The organism is Vibrio coralliilyticus ATCC BAA-450 (assembly GCF_000176135.1).
Lineage (GTDB): Bacteria > Pseudomonadota > Gammaproteobacteria > Enterobacterales > Vibrionaceae > Vibrio > Vibrio coralliilyticus.
This window is the reverse complement of the sequence record NZ_ACZN01000017.1, coordinates 882745-897696: the sequence shown is the minus strand read 5'-3', so window position 1 is coordinate 897696 and position 14952 is coordinate 882745. Positions and strand designations below refer to the sequence as shown.

Genomic DNA, 14952 nt, shown 5'->3' with positions numbered 1-14952 from the left:
AGGAGTGAACATGAAAACTATCAAACTTAGCGTACTAGCAGCGTCTCTTGGCTTCCTTTCTATGTCTTTTAATGCGTCAGCCGCAGATAAAGGCCACACCGTATCAGTGACGCAAATTTCGTCTCAGTCCGCTTTTAGTCTGGCAAAAGAAGCCGTTAATCAATGTGAAGTGAAAGGCTACAAAGTATCCGCGACGGTGGTTGACCTATCGGGCAATGTACTGGCTCAGCTTCGTTCAGACGGTGCAGGCATCCACACCTTAGACAGTTCACGTAAGAAAGCCTTTACTGTGACCAGTATGAAACAGCCGTCAGGGAACTTGATGAAGCTGATAGCTGACAAGCCGATTATGCAGCCGTTGCAAAATATGGATGACAACTTGCTGTTCTTAGCGGGTGGTGTTCCTGTTCAGCTTGATGGCAACCTAATCGGTGCAGTTGGTGTAGGTGGAGCACCGGGTGGTCACCTAGATGTGGAATGCGCTGATGCCGCAATTAAAAAAGTGTTCTAATTTGAGTTAACCACTGCCTTTGAGTGAACTCAATTCCCCGACCAGAGACACTGGCCGGGGTTTGTTTGTATCTGAAGGTTAAGCGTGAATCTGTTGGATTTTAAACTGCTCACACTGGTTGAACTGGGCAAACTCCGACAGCTCTTGTTCGAGGGCAGAGTGAAAGTCATCTCGCTTTCTCAGTGTGGGTTCGATATGTAAGCTTAGCGCCTGAAGTGTCGAGGTTGGCTTGTCTACTTTGCAATCAACACGAGCGACTAACTTTCCATCCCACATGACAGGCAGGCAGAAGTAACCAAACTGGCGTTTATCCGCTGGCACATAGCACTCAAGCAGGTAATCGAAGTTGAAAATCTTCTGAGCACGTTTTCTCTGGATCAGTAAATTATCAAACGGAGAGAGTATTTTGGCCTTTTGGCGATTGAGGCGCTTACCAAGCAAATCCAACGCGCCGTGGAACGTGTAATAGGTGTGGCCGTCGACCTTAAATGGGAAAATTTCACCTTGTTGGCACAACTGCTTCATCGTGTTGCTGACCAACTGCTTAGTGTTTTTGAGCAGGTAATTGATTTCCGACAGATGACCAAAACCATGCGCTCTGAGGTAATTCATCACCAAATAGCGCCCATATTCTTCGTCGCTTGGCATTGAGGTATCTATTCCTGGCGGCAGGACTCGTTCTGTCAGGTCGTACACCTTATGGAAGTTGCGTCTCTCGGTGATCATTAAATCACCTTGCATGTAGAGATTCTCCAGCGCCTGCTTAGTGGGTTTGGTTCCCCAGCCCTGTTTTTTGACGCCCGCAGACTCAAAGTCTTTTGCCATTAATGGCCCTTCGTGCTCAATTCGACTCATGATGTCATTCATTAACTGGTTGTCGCGGCGATACCAATGGTTCTGGTCTCCGGATTTTATGGCCTGTTTACGTGGCAGAGTGAAGCGATAATCTCGCATGGGCAAATAAGCGGCGGCATGAGACCAGTATTCAAACACAGAACGATTTTTTACCAGCTTATCGAGGTGATTGGGTTGATACTTTGAATTGCGGCTCCACAAGGTGTGATGGTGGGCGCGCTGGACGACCGAGATAGTGTCGATTTGCACATAACCGATACGCTCAAATGTTGAAAGCGTGTTTTGTAACGCACCACCTGATTTCGGGTTTTGTGGTAAACCTTGGGACAGTAGAGCAAGCTTCTGAGCCTGTGCAATTGAGAGTGTTTCCATACTGAGAGTGAATCCTGTATCTACCTACTCGGGTGGGTGAGAGTCTGATTTGCAGTGTAAATTGGATACACCAGTGTAATGAAAGCGCTCGAAGCATTCGGTGGGGAAGATCGAGTTATCAACAAAAGATAAGCCTCGGAAGTATCCCGAGGCCAAGTTTTAGTGAGTGATAAAGTCCCTTAAGGCGGTAATGAATGCGTCTGGCTGTTCCAACATCGGAGTGTGACCACACTCTGGTAGACTGATAAAGTCTGCGTTGCAGAAAGGAGGGTGAACGTCTGACCACGCTGAAAGTGGCGCGATGCTGAAATCTTGAAGACCTCCTAGCACCAGTGTGGGTAGCGCAATAGCTTGCGTGTAGGCGCTGATGTCCAAATAAGCGAACTCATTGCCCCATAGTTTATCGAGCAATGCGGTATGCATTGGAATATCTCGCCACAATGGGAGCTCATCGAAGTCTGGATTAAACCAGCGCATTGGACCTAATCTCCGACAGAGATGGGAAAACTTTCGATGTGGCTCAAGCTGAATATCGCCTTCCAACAACGCAATGCTTTTCTCAAAGGCCGTTTTGCGATCCTGACAGGCATGTTTTTCCCAATTAGCCATCTGCAGAGTTCGTATTTCCTCTGATAAGCTTGGCGAAGCGCCGATTAAAGCACACCCTTTTACGCGAGTTGGAAATCGGTAGGCGAAGTCGAGAGCCATATAGGCATGGCCAGAATGTCCCATCACCCAACAACGTTCTACGTGGAGTTGTCTGCAGGCTAGTTCAACATCCTGCGATATCTGTTCCAATGACACGTCATTTAAATTCACAGGCCTTTCGCAGTGCGCAAAACCTCGGTGATCAATGAATACGCAGCAAAAATGTTGATAGATATCGACAGGCATAATGCGGTAGTAATAATCTGCACTACCGATAATCAGAAGTGTTGGTCCTTGGCCTTGCTCAATGACTTTTAGTCTGAACCCATCCGTTTGAATAAAACTTGTCGTCTTGTTGTACATATTGTTCCTTTTTCAGGTCGCAAGCGACCCCTTCAGATTTAACAAAGTGATTGTTTAAATAGAAAGAGGAAAAAGCGTCAACGGATCAGTTTCATTAGGGGATTTTTGGATAATGGAATTGAATCTATCTTATAAAAAGCCCTAGCGTGATGCTAGGGCTGAATTAGGTTTATTCACCGAGTGCTTTTTTCGCCAAACGTGCGGCGGCGTGTTTATGCCGCTCGAGTAGCTGATGCAAGTCGACACCAATCACTTCACTATTTAGCACGCGCCAGTGGCCCGCGACCATAACTCGGTCTGCTTGCTGTGCGCCACATAAGATCAGAGCGGCTAACGGATCGTGACTGCCAGAAAAACGGATATCATCGAGCTTGAACATGGTAAGATCGGCTTGTTTTCCGACGGCCAGCTCACCGATATCGCTACGGCCCATGGCACGAGCAGAGCCTTGTGTTGCCCAGCGAAGGGCGTCGAAATGGGTAACATTGGCTGAGCCGTATTGCAATCGTTGCAAGTACATCGCCATACGAACTTCGGCAATCATGTTAGAGCCGTCGTTGGATGCCGAACCGTCGACACCTAAACCGACTTTGACGCCAGCGGCCTCCAAATCGTTGTTTTTGCAGATCCCCGATGCCAACATCATGTTCGATGTCGGACAATGGCTGATCCCCACACCTGCTTTGCCAAGACGGCGAATCTCTTCTTGATTGAAATGAATACCGTGTGCCAGCCAGGTTCTATCATTCAGCCAACCAACGTCTTCGAGATAGTCGACGGGTCTCAGGCCGAATTTCTGCAGACAGAAATCTTCTTCGTCGAGTGTTTCACACAAATGCGTATGCATCATGACGTTTTCCTGCGCGGCAATGTAAGCAGTTTCCTTCATCAGATCTGTGGTTACAGAGAAGGGCGAACACGGCGCGAGGGCGATTTGCGTCATGGCGCCATCGTGGTGCTGGTGGTATTGGCGAATCAAGCGTTGGCTGTCATCGACAATCGCTTGTTCTGTCTGAATGGTGTGACGAGGAGGAAGGCCACCTTCATCTTCGCCGAGGCTCATTGAACCGCGGGTAAAGATGGCTCGTACGCCGAGTTTTTGCGCCGCTTCAACCTGAAGATCAATCGCATGTTCGAGTCCGTTTGGCAGTAGGTAGTGATGATCGGATGCCGTGGTGCAGCCAGATAGCATCAGTTCCACCAGTGCCAATTCAGTCGCGACACTCATCATCTCTTCGTCTAGATTCGCCCACACTGGGTACAGGCTTTGCAGCCAGTGGAACAATTCTTTGTTCAAGGCATCAGGATAGGCGCGAGTCAGAGTCTGGTAGAAGTGATGATGGGCGTTGATTAAGCCGGGGGTCACCACATGGTGCGAGGCGTCGACGACGTAATCTATCTGATGAGACGGCGTCTCGTTTTTTGCGATAAGTTCGACAATCTTGTTTCCCTGCACCACCAAGCCGCCTTGCGCGTCTTGATGATTTGCAGTGTAAATTGCCAGTGGATTCTTAATCCAGATGGTTTCCATTCATAGTAATCCTTAGCCATCTCAGCCATTTCAGGGGAGAGGGTCTTGATCGATTTTAGGTTGAGTTATTGCCAGACTGGTCTGACGCTAAGTGTGTTTCGGTTGCTTCTAGAGAGGAACAACCGAAACAGTCGTTATTCTTGCTGAGCTTTCAACGGGCTTTGTGCGTCTGGTGTCTGCTCTTCTTTCTTAGACTGTGCCAGCTCTTCTTGCACTTGATCGCGGCTCTCTTTGAGTGCATCGCGCTCTTCTCTGCGGCTCGATTTAGGTAACAGTTGATGCAGAAGAACGGTTGCGATGGTGCCCGTTGTGATACCTGAGTGAAGGAAGTTAGCAATATCATGTGGTAAGTGCTGTAGCAGACGCGGCTCAAACGTGACCGCCAAACCTGAAGCAAGGCCAACACAAATCACCAGAGCGTTACGTTTGGTGTCCGCGGCTGTGATCAGCATACGAATCCCAGCATAAGCAATCATACCGAACATCACAAAACCGACGCCGCCTAATACCGGCTTTGGAATGGTGACGGCAATCGCAGCCAGTTTCGGGAAGAGTCCGCCTAGGATGAGCAAGCCACCAGTTGCAGCAACGACAAATCGACTGGCAACGCCGGTAATGCCGACAATACCAACGTTTTGACTGAATGAAGCCAGTGGCATCGCGGTAAGAATTGCGGCAAGCGTGCTGCCGAGGCCATCGCCCAGCAAGCCACGTTGTAAATCTTTACCTGATACTTGCTTGTTACAGTTATTGGCGAGCGCCATGAAGTCGCCTGTGGCTTCTGCGATCACGACAATGTAAACCAAACTCATACTGACAATGGCGCTGGCGTGAAAGCTTAAACCGTATTTAAGCGGTTCTGGGCCACCGACCCAAGCGGCGGTCGAGACGTCGTCCAGATTGACCATGCCCATGGAAAGGGCAACGATATAACCGCCAGCCAGACCAATAACGATGGCGGATGCTGCAACGGCACCTTTACAGTAAACTGATACCGCGACCACAATGCCCAGTGACACTATGGCGAGGAAAAGCTTGGGTAGTGTCGCGAAGTTTTCACTGGCGGCAGGCGCATCGCCAACCCAGTTCATTGCGACTGGCAATATGGTCAAACCAATCAAGGTGACGACCACGCCGCTGACCACGGTCGGGAAGAGCTTGCGTACCTTGTCCATATAGAAGCTGGCGAGAATCACCACCAGTGAGCCGATTAACGCCGATCCCATGATGCTGGCCACACCGCCTTCGAGGCCTATCGCAATGGCGACGCCAAGAAACGCAAAACTGGAGCCCATTACCACAGGTAAGCGAATACCAATCGGACCTAAGCCGAGACACTGCGCTATGGTGACAATACCTGAGGCGAGTAGGGCGGCATTAATCAGAGAAACAATTTCTTCGTTGGGAAGCCCAATAGAGGCGCCGACGATGAGAGGAACGGCAACAATGCCGCCGATAGACGCCAGCATATGCTGGAGTGCAAGGAGTAAAGTGATGCCATGAGGCGGTTTTTGGTCAAGCGTGTACAGAAGTTTCATTTGTTTTACCTCAGAGAGAGTTGGCGTAATTGGTTATCTCTCGTTGAGTGGGGAATGCTCCCACTAAACAGGTGACAGACTTCTACAAACTGCGTAGGGTCGATGGATTTTACGTGTAACAGTCTCGCCTGAGCAGAAGCTCAGGCGAGGTGGTGGAGATGAATTAGATGTAAATCAGCTTGGCAACGAAGATGACTGTCAGGATGTACATCGAGATAGAGACGTCTTTGGTTTTACCCGTGGCAACTTTGAGCACAGTGTAAGTGATGAAGCCTAACGCGATACCGTTAGCAATCGAGAAGGTCAGTGGCATCATCAGTGCTGTAATCGCAGCAGGAGCACCATTAGTGAAGTCTTTCCAGTCGACGTGCTGCATACTGCTCATCATCACAAAGGCTACATAAATCAGTGCGCCAGCGGTCGCGTACGATGGAATCATCCCCGCCAGAGGCGATAAGAATATTGCCGCGAGGAAAAGCGCAGCAACCACAATGGCAGACAGACCTGTACGAGCGCCCGCAGCTACACCAGCGGCACTTTCAACATAGCTAGTTACCGGAGGACAACCTACACACGCTCCTGCCACACTAGAGATACTGTCGGCTTTCAACGCTTTGCTTAGGCCTTCAATCTTACCTGTTTCCTTGTTGATCAAGTGTGCTCGCTCTGCCACGCCCATCAGGGTACCTGCAGTATCGAACATATTGACGAACAAGAAGGCTAGAATCACGCTCACCATTGAGATATTAAATGCGCCAGAAATGTCCATTGCCATAAAGGTTGGAGCAATACTTGGCGGTGCAGAGAAGAAGCCGTTGTAATGCACCAGCCCTAGCATCATGCCAATCAGAGTCACACTCAGAATGCCGATAAGAACAGCACCGAAGATTTTACGTTCGCTGAGCACAGCGATGATAAGGAATGCGATGGCAGCGAGCATGGCATCTGGCTTGGTGAAATCGCCTAGTGAGACCAAAGTTGCTGGGTTTTCGACGACAATGCCTGCGGTTTTAAGACCAATCAGACCAAGAAATAGTCCGACACCGGCTGTCATAGAGAAGCGCAAGCTTTCAGGAATACTTTCGATGATCCACTGACGAATCTTATAGAAGCTCATCCCGACAAACAGGATACCAGAGAGGAACACCGCACCTAGTGCCACTTCCCAGCTGTAACCCATTTCGCTGACAACGGTGAATGAGAAAAACGCGTTGAGGCCCATACCCGGTGCCAGACCGACAGGCCAGTTAGCAAACAGCCCCATTAATAGACAGCCGATGGCTGCACCGATACAGGTTGCGACAAAGACGGCGCCTGAATCCATTCCAGAAGCGGCCATGATCTGAGGGTTTACGAAAATGATGTACGCCATTGTGGCAAAGGTGGTGATGCCCCCAATCATTTCATTTTTGACACTGGTTCCATGTGCTTTCAGTTTGAAAAAGCGCTCCAAAAAGCCACTAGGTTGACCTTCGGTATTAAGCACTTCTGCTTTGCTTTCATTCATGTCAGCAAGTCCTTTTATTTTGGTGTTTCTTCAATTGAAGACCGCACTTCGCCCGGACTTCTCTGTCTCAGACGAACTTCAATTATCCCGATTGAATAGTTATATGACGCTGTTAGGTGACGCTTATCGTTATTGAGTTAGCTGCCCCGATAAGTCGAGAAGCTATACGGTGAAACCAGTAGCGGCACGTGATAGTGCGCATCTTTCTCACCCAATCCAAAACGGATCACGACGTCATCGAGAAAGGCAATGTCGCCCAGGTCGACGTCTTTGTTGCGAAAATAATCGGCAACGTGAAAAACAAGCTGATACTTTCCAAGTTCAAAAGCTTCGCCTTCTAAAACAGGCGCGTCAGTGCGGCCATCAAAGTTAGTCGTGACGGTTTTAATCTTGGTTAGGTTGTCACCTTCCACTCGGAACAGTTCAACTTCGATGTCTGCACCTGGCAGGCCATGCATTGTATCCAATACGTGTGTGGTTAGTTTTCCCATAATTCCTGTTCGCGCGTCGCGCTCTCCTTAGCTTTGAGGTTATTTTAAATTGTATACAAAGTTGTTTTTAAACTTTGTTGGATACCTATATATGTACACAAAATATTCATATAGTAAAGCTCGTTGTTATAAAAATGTTACTAGTGGATAAATTGAAAAATGAATTATGTGAAGTGTAATTTCGTCTGTATTGAAGTGCGTTTATTTGTAACTAATTGATTAATATGCTTATGTTGATAAAAAGTAACTTTAGCAACAAAATCTTTACATTAAGATATTTTATTGTATACAATGAATGTATGAAGTTGATGTGGCGTTACAATCGCGCCAAGCTTTTTAAGGAGAGCCTGAATGGATAAGGATTATTCACGAGATCTGGTTGGCTATGGGGCGAATCCTCCGCATCCCAAATGGCCGGGCGGTGCTCGTATCGCAGTGTCATTTGTATTGAATTATGAAGAAGGTGGTGAGCGTTGCCTTCTGCATGGAGATGACGAGTCCGAAGCCTTTCTATCTGAAATCCCAGCCGCTCAACCTATTAAGGGTGAGCGCCATATCAGCATGGAGTCTATCTATGAATACGGTAGTCGTGCTGGTGTGTGGCGTGTCTTACGCCTGTTTGACGAATACGAAATTCCACTCACCGTTTTTGCGGTGGCTATGGCGATTGAGCGACACCCTGACGTGGCAGAAGCCATGGTGCAAGCAGGCCATGAAATTTGTAGCCACGGTTATCGTTGGATTGATTATCAGTACATGGATGAGTCACAAGAGCGTGACCACATGGCAAAAGCGATTGAAATCATCAAAGAGATCACAGGTAGCAGACCACTCGGTTGGTATACCGGTCGCACTGGGCCAAATACCCGCCGTTTGGTGGCGGAAGAAGGCGGATTCTTATACGACTCCGATGCCTATGATGACGATTTGCCGTATTGGCACACTGAAGCGGGTCGTCCTCAGTTGGTGATTCCATACACTTTGGATGTTAATGACATGCGTTTTGCTACCGCTCAGGGGTTCAACTCTGGTGAGCAATTCTTCCAGTATCTGAAAGACACGTTTGACACTCTTTATGAAGAAGGGGAATCCGCCCCGAAGATGATGTCGGTCGGATTGCATTGTCGATTGATTGGTCGACCCGGTCGTCTTGCTTCACTCAAGCGTTTTCTCGATTACGTAAAACAACATGATGATGTGTGGCTATGTCGCCGCATTGATATTGCTCACCACTGGCATGAGCACCACCCATACACACCAAAAAAGGAGAAGTAATATGACTGAATTTCGTACTTGTAAACCATCAGAGATGGCTCGCGCGGAATTTGTCTCGCATTTTGGTGATGTGTATGAGCACAGCCCATGGGTGGCCGAATCGGTATTCGATCAAGGGCTTAATACCGAAGACAACAAAATTGAAAACTTGCACCTGCGTATGGCTAAAACCTTGCTGGGTGCAGACAAAGATCAACAACTGGATCTGATTAACGCTCACCCGGATTTAGCCGGACGTGCTACCGTTAATGGGGAACTGACCGCAGCCTCGACTGCTGAACAAGCGGGGGCGGGCATTGACCAATGCTCTGCGGACGAGTTCGAGAAATTTACCACTTATAACAACAGCTACAAAAGTCGCTTCAATTTTCCCTTCATTATGGCTGTGAAAGGGGCCAATCGTTACCAAATTCTTGAGTCGTTCGAGATGCGATTAGGAAATGATAGTGAAACTGAGTTTGCTACTGCGATTCAGGAAATCAACAAGATTGCGCTGTTTCGCCTGCGAGATATGTAAGTCACAGAGCTGGCGACTATCCCGTAATAACGCTCTCTAGAGAGCAGATAACTGACTCACTTAACCTATTTTTGATTAATTGGAAGGATGAAGGAAATGTCCTTAGATTTTGAACAATACATAAACCTCGCTGATGACAAACTGGGCGCTCAAGCTATTTACGCGACCGACGATTTCTTTGCTGATAAAAGCCGCCTTTTGCGCCGTGAAGCGCCGGAGTGGAAGGAGGGTGTTTATGACGATAATGGTAAATGGATGGATGGCTGGGAAAGCCGCCGTAAACGTGGTGAAGGCTACGACTATTGTGTGATTCGTCTAGGCCTAGCTGGCACAATTGCAGGCGTTGATATCGATACCTCTTTCTTTACGGGCAACTTCCCACCATCGGCATCTATTGATGCGTGTTACTCACCAGATGGCGACCCAACGGATGCCACTGAGTGGCAAGAAATTCTGCCGTCAATGAGCTTGCAAGGCGACCATCATCACCTTGAGCAAATTGAAAGCGACGAAGTGTTCACTCACTTACGTCTTAACATCTATCCAGATGGCGGTGTTGCACGTCTTCGTGTTTACGGCCGACCAAGCGTGGATTGGGACCGCATTGATGCTCAGCAGAAAGTGGACTTAGCCGCTGTTGAAAATGGTGGTCGTGCGTTGGCATGTAGTGACGAGCACTATGGTAATAAATCAAACATTCTTGGCCCTGGACGAGGCGAAAATATGGGGGATGGCTGGGAAACCGCACGTCGACGTACTCCAGGGAATGACTGGGTGATCGTTGCGCTGGGCCATGCTGGCAATATTGACCGTGTTGTGGTGGATACTGCGCACTTTAAAGGCAACTTCCCAGACAGCTGCTCTATTCAGGCGGCCTACGTTAAAGGTGGCACGGATGACCAAGTAGCGACACAAAGCCTGTTCTGGCGTGAACTTTTGCCTGCGCAGAAGCTCAAGGCACACGACATTCATGAGTTTGTCTCTGAAGTGAATGAACTGGGTGCTGTGACGCACGTTCGTCTGAATATCTTCCCGGATGGTGGTATTAGCCGTCTGCGTTTATTTGGAACTAAAGCGGAATAAGCGAGGGAAGCACAATGAGCAATGGAATTCGCCGATTAAAAATAGAGCCACTCACCAAAGAGGCGTTTGCAGAATTTGGAGACGTTATTGAAGTCGAAAACAGCGACTACTTTATGATCAATAACGGCTCGACCCGTCGTTACCACAAGCTAGCGAGCACGGATGTACAAGATCAAGGTGGTGAAGCCATCATCAGTATCTTTCAGGCCACGCCGCTGAGTTACCCGTTAACGATAAAAATGCTGGAACGTCATCCGCTTGGCTCACAGGCCTTCGTTCCGTTGCTTGGGCGACCATATTTAATTGTTGTTGCACCGAAAGGAGATGACCCGCAGTTGTCGCAAAGCCGTGCCTTTATCAGCAATGGCCGACAAGGTGTCAATTACCACAAAGGTGTTTGGCACCACCCGGTGTTGGCGCTGACCGAGCGTGATCAGTTTTTGATCGTCGATCGAGGTGGTGAAGGGCATAACTGTGATGAAGTGTTTTTCGACACCGATTTGGTCTCTCTGCATCTGGAAGATATTCCAGGCAACAGCAGCACGGATGAAGAGCAACGCATGGAACAAGCGTTGTAATGTTGGCACTGCCCATCACAGGGTTCCCTTGTGATGGAAAGCGTTGGCAGTAAATAGGAGTTTATTATGGATCCACATATCACGGAGTGGTTGAATCTGGCGATTCGCTGGGTTCACATGATAGTCGGGATCGCCTGGATTGGCGCATCGTTTTACTTTGTTTGGTTGGAGAACAACCTAAACCGCGTTAACCCGAAAACTGGCCTGTCAGGCGACTTGTGGGCAATTCATGGCGGTGGTATCTACCACCTTGAAAAGTACAAGCTTGCGCCACCAGAAATGCCAGAGCACCTGCACTGGTTTAAATGGGAAGCATACTTCACTTGGATTACTGGTGTGTTGCTACTGGCGGTTGTTTATTATCTCAACGCAGAAATCTATCTGATTGCACCAGGCTCTGGCCTGTCACCTACCACTGCTATTGCGATTGGTGTGGGTGCGTTAGTCGCGGGCTGGTTCATTTACGATCTCTTGTGTGATTCGCCTTTAGGCAAAACCCCAATGTTGCTGGGACTGGTTCTGTTTGTACTGCTTGTCGGTGCGACCTACGGACTGGCTCAGGTCTTCAGTGGTCGTGGTGCTTACATCCACGTTGGTGCCATCATAGGTACTATCATGGTGGGTAACGTTTTCCGCGTTATCATGCCAGCGCAGCGCAATCTGGTGAGTGCGATTGAAGAAAACCGCGAACCGGATCCTGCACTGCCAGCGAAAGGTTTACTGCGTTCTCGTCACAATAACTATCTGACACTGCCTGTACTGTTCATCATGATCAGTAACCACTTCCCGAGCACTTACGGTTCGGAGTACAACTGGGCGATTCTAGCGGGTTTGGCGATCTTCAGTATCCTAGTACGACACTATTTCAACACACGTCATGGCAGTCAGAAATTTGCCTGGACGATCCCTGTGGCGGCTTTGGGTATGATCACGTTGGCATTTGTGACTTCTCCTTATGCGAACCGACCTGCAGCGCCAGTGGCGAAAGCACCGGTTGTACAACAGCAGGCTGCGCCTGTTGCTGAAGCTGCAACAACAGAAGCAAATCAAACCGCATCGGCATCAACCGCTGAGCAGGCGGCTCCTCAGGAGCAAGCAGCACCTGCAACAGGTGGTGTCAGCTTTGCCGAAGTGAACAAGGTCATTCAGGAGCGTTGCTCTGTATGTCACTCTGCCACGCCAACGCACGCAGCATTTGCGGTTGCGCCTGGAGGAGTTGTACTGGATACCCCTGAAGAGATCTTAACGAACGTTCCACGCATCATTTCTCAGTCCGTTGCGACTAAAGTGATGCCGCTGGGCAACCTTACTCAGATGACTGATGAGGAACGATCCCTTATCGGAGTTTGGGTGGAACAAGGTGCAGTTATCCAATAACTGTCCTTGCGGGACTGAGTGTCAGCCTGACTTCCTGTCATCCTATGTTCAGGCTGACATAGACTCCTCATTCCCAGCTGTCTCCAGACAGTGTATTTCCCTTTCCCCGGAACGTGTTCCGGGGTTTTTTATAGGTGTTAAGAAGCAAGAAATGCAAGGTTGTTGAAGTTGTGATGTTTACCTTCAATCAACGCATGCAGAAATTTCGGCTGTGCTACGTTTACTATTGATAGGTAACGCATTAGTTGTGAATGAAAGGCTGAGAGCGACATTTCTACCTTCTTTCTCTTTTCACGGGCTCATTAGATGCGCCCTACATTGGTCAATTATAAAAGGATTTAGATGTGACGAAATTAGCCATCAGCATCAGACACAAAACCATACTGGCGACAGTATTGGCAGTGGTTCTGGTGATCATCGTACTGATCAGTACCACCGTGAGCCAAGGTCGTAAGATCATTCTCGACCAAACCTATTCACAGCAGCTTCCGGCTTCGTTGGGAGAAGTGAGTAACAAAATTAAGCTTGAGCTGGAGAAACCGCTGGTTATCGCAGATGTGATGTCAGAGCTTTCCCAGCTGACCGAATTTACCGGAGAAGGCAGTGCAGAAATCGTCGACATCCTTAGCCGTATCAAGCAACAGTTCGGTGCACTGACGGCGTTCTACGTTAATACCGTTGATAGTAGCTACTACATTCCGACCGGCAAATTGAAAGACATGTCGGCGCAGTCTAATGATGACCAATGGTTTTATGGCTTTCTCGCCAGTGGCAAGAAAGTCGAGCTATCGATTGATGTCGATGACTCTACTGGTGTAGCGACTGTGTTTGTTAACCATGTGGTGATGCAACAAGGCAAGCGTATTGGTGTTACCGGGATTGGCTTGTCGCTACAAAATATGGGGAAAACCGTCGCCAACTACTCACTGGGTGAGCAAGGTCAACTGATGCTGGTCGACAATCAAGGAGTAGTGAAAATTCACGCAGATGCCAATCTAGTTGGTAAATCACTCAACGACTTACAGTTGCGAGAATTGGCAGCGGAGCTGGGTAAACTCAGTGACACAGACTCACACATTATTGAAGCTGAAGTGAACGGCAGCGCCATGATTGTCGGGTTTATTGCTTTGCCAGAGCTAGGTTGGACACTAGTTTCTCTTCAGCCCCAAAGTGAAGTGCTGGCGGAGCTGAATCAGTTCATTCAGACCATGACTTACATCGGTGTGGTGGTGGCCTTACTCTTTATTGTCATCAGTGCTTATATGACGAATGCTTTGCTTAAACCTCTGTCGACCACAGCAGACTTGCTGCTGGAAATCGGCGGCGGTGGTGGTGACCTGACGCAAAGGCTGGACGAAAGCCGTAATGACGAAGTCGGCAGCATTGCCCGTGGTTACAACCAGTTCGTTGCTTATATGGGCAATGTCTTACAAGAGATCGACCGCTCGCGCGCTGATTTGGTGGCAACCATTGATCATATTGATTCTCAAGCCAGTGAGATGAAACATCAGATCCAAGGGCAGGAGCAGAACATTGACCAAGTTGCGACAGCGATCCATGAAATGAGCGCTAGCTCGGAAGAGATCGCCAGCAATGCCAACAATACGTCAGACAATGTGCAGCAAGCGACAGTAGAAGTGAAACATGGTTTGTCATCGGTCAGTGACACATTTTCTCATACCGAAGCGATGAGTCGACAGTTGGATCAGAGTAGTCAGAGTATTGAGAAACTCTCTAATGATATCAACGCCATTGATACGGTACTGGATGTGATCAGTGGCGTGTCGGAGCAAACCAATTTGCTTGCACTCAACGCGGCGATAGAGGCAGCTCGTGCGGGAGATCAGGGGAGAGGGTTTGCTGTGGTAGCGGATGAAGTACGCACATTAGCGTCACGCACGCAGGATTCAGCCAGTGAAATTCGCACCATTATCGAAAATCTTCAGGGCCTCAGCGATACGGTGGTGAAAGAAGTTGGCCAGAGTCACAGTACCGGTAAAGCGTGTTTAACCGCCGCTCAGGCTTCAGAGAAGCACTTAGAGTCTATCAATCAGTTTGTTGATGAGATTCACCAACTGAGTAGCCAGACCGCCACTGCGACCAATGAGCAGTCTCAGGTTATCAATGAAATTGCTCCGCATATATCGAGTATTGCTGATGTGGCACGCAGCAACACTGAGATGGTGAATCAAACCTCCCATCATTGTGCCGATCTGAAAGAGAATGTGAATTCTCTCAGCCAGCTGGTGGCGAAGTTCAAGTTCTAACTCGTAAGGCGGCCGCGGCCATAAGGCCGCTTTTTATTG

At 48.7% G+C, this 14952-nt stretch carries 13 protein-coding genes; 7 read left to right on the top strand and 6 right to left on the bottom strand.

Features of this window, described 5'->3' with window-relative positions:
• Window positions 1-10: 10 nt before the first annotated feature.
• Window positions 11-511 carry a GlcG/HbpS family heme-binding protein gene (locus VIC_RS19145; RefSeq protein WP_006961864.1) on the top strand — a complete coding sequence of 167 codons (501 nt, stop codon included), beginning with the start codon at window positions 11-13 and terminating at the stop codon, window positions 509-511.
• A gap of 78 nt (window positions 512-589) precedes the next feature.
• Here the strand turns inward: VIC_RS19145 and VIC_RS19140 are convergent, their stop codons facing one another.
• From VIC_RS19140 to uraH, 6 genes are all read right to left on the bottom strand, one after another.
• On the bottom strand, window positions 590-1738 hold the full coding sequence (locus VIC_RS19140; RefSeq protein ID WP_006961863.1) for a winged helix-turn-helix domain-containing protein: 1149 nt from the start codon (window positions 1736-1738) through the stop codon (window positions 590-592).
• A gap of 159 nt (window positions 1739-1897) precedes the next feature.
• Window positions 1898-2749 (bottom strand): alpha/beta fold hydrolase, encoded by an 852-nt coding sequence (locus VIC_RS19135; protein WP_006961862.1) that lies wholly within the window; start codon window positions 2747-2749, stop codon window positions 1898-1900.
• A 169-nt stretch (window positions 2750-2918) separates the two neighbouring features.
• The gene (locus VIC_RS19130; protein ID WP_006961861.1) at window positions 2919-4280 is read right to left on the bottom strand and encodes an 8-oxoguanine deaminase; all 1362 of its coding nucleotides are present in this window, start codon (window positions 4278-4280) and stop codon (window positions 2919-2921) included.
• Between the two features lie 134 nt (window positions 4281-4414).
• Window positions 4415-5818, bottom strand: coding sequence for a nucleobase:cation symporter-2 family protein (locus tag VIC_RS19125; RefSeq protein WP_006961860.1), 1404 nt, complete (start codon window positions 5816-5818; stop codon window positions 4415-4417).
• A 163-nt stretch (window positions 5819-5981) separates the two neighbouring features.
• A complete protein-coding gene (locus VIC_RS19120; protein ID WP_006961859.1) occupies window positions 5982-7325 on the bottom strand; it encodes an NCS2 family permease in 1344 nt (447 codons plus the stop codon).
• A gap of 137 nt (window positions 7326-7462) precedes the next feature.
• On the bottom strand, window positions 7463-7816 hold the full coding sequence (gene uraH, locus VIC_RS19115) for a hydroxyisourate hydrolase (protein WP_006961857.1): 354 nt from the start codon (window positions 7814-7816) through the stop codon (window positions 7463-7465).
• A 351-nt stretch (window positions 7817-8167) separates the two neighbouring features.
• On the opposite strand from uraH, the gene puuE reads away from it, so the two are divergent.
• The 6 genes from puuE (at window position 8168) to VIC_RS19085 (ending at window position 14913) form a co-directional block, all read left to right on the top strand.
• A complete protein-coding gene (gene puuE, locus VIC_RS19110) occupies window positions 8168-9091 on the top strand; it encodes an allantoinase PuuE (RefSeq protein WP_006961856.1) in 924 nt (307 codons plus the stop codon).
• A gap of 1 nt (window position 9092) precedes the next feature.
• Window positions 9093-9608, top strand: a complete 516-nt coding sequence (gene uraD, locus VIC_RS19105) for a 2-oxo-4-hydroxy-4-carboxy-5-ureidoimidazoline decarboxylase (RefSeq protein WP_006961855.1) — start codon at window positions 9093-9095, stop codon at window positions 9606-9608.
• Between the two features lie 96 nt (window positions 9609-9704).
• A complete protein-coding gene (gene alc, locus VIC_RS19100; RefSeq protein ID WP_021455252.1) occupies window positions 9705-10691 on the top strand; it encodes an allantoicase in 987 nt (328 codons plus the stop codon).
• Between the two features lie 14 nt (window positions 10692-10705).
• The gene (locus VIC_RS19095) at window positions 10706-11269 is read left to right on the top strand and encodes an ureidoglycolate lyase (RefSeq protein ID WP_006961853.1); all 564 of its coding nucleotides are present in this window, start codon (window positions 10706-10708) and stop codon (window positions 11267-11269) included.
• Window positions 11270-11335: 66 nt separating this feature from the next.
• A complete protein-coding gene (locus tag VIC_RS19090; RefSeq protein WP_006961852.1) occupies window positions 11336-12646 on the top strand; it encodes a urate hydroxylase PuuD in 1311 nt (436 codons plus the stop codon).
• A 344-nt stretch (window positions 12647-12990) separates the two neighbouring features.
• Complete coding sequence (locus VIC_RS19085; RefSeq protein WP_006961850.1) at window positions 12991-14913, top strand: methyl-accepting chemotaxis protein; 1923 nt, start codon at window positions 12991-12993, stop codon at window positions 14911-14913.
• Window positions 14914-14952 lie beyond the last annotated feature (39 nt).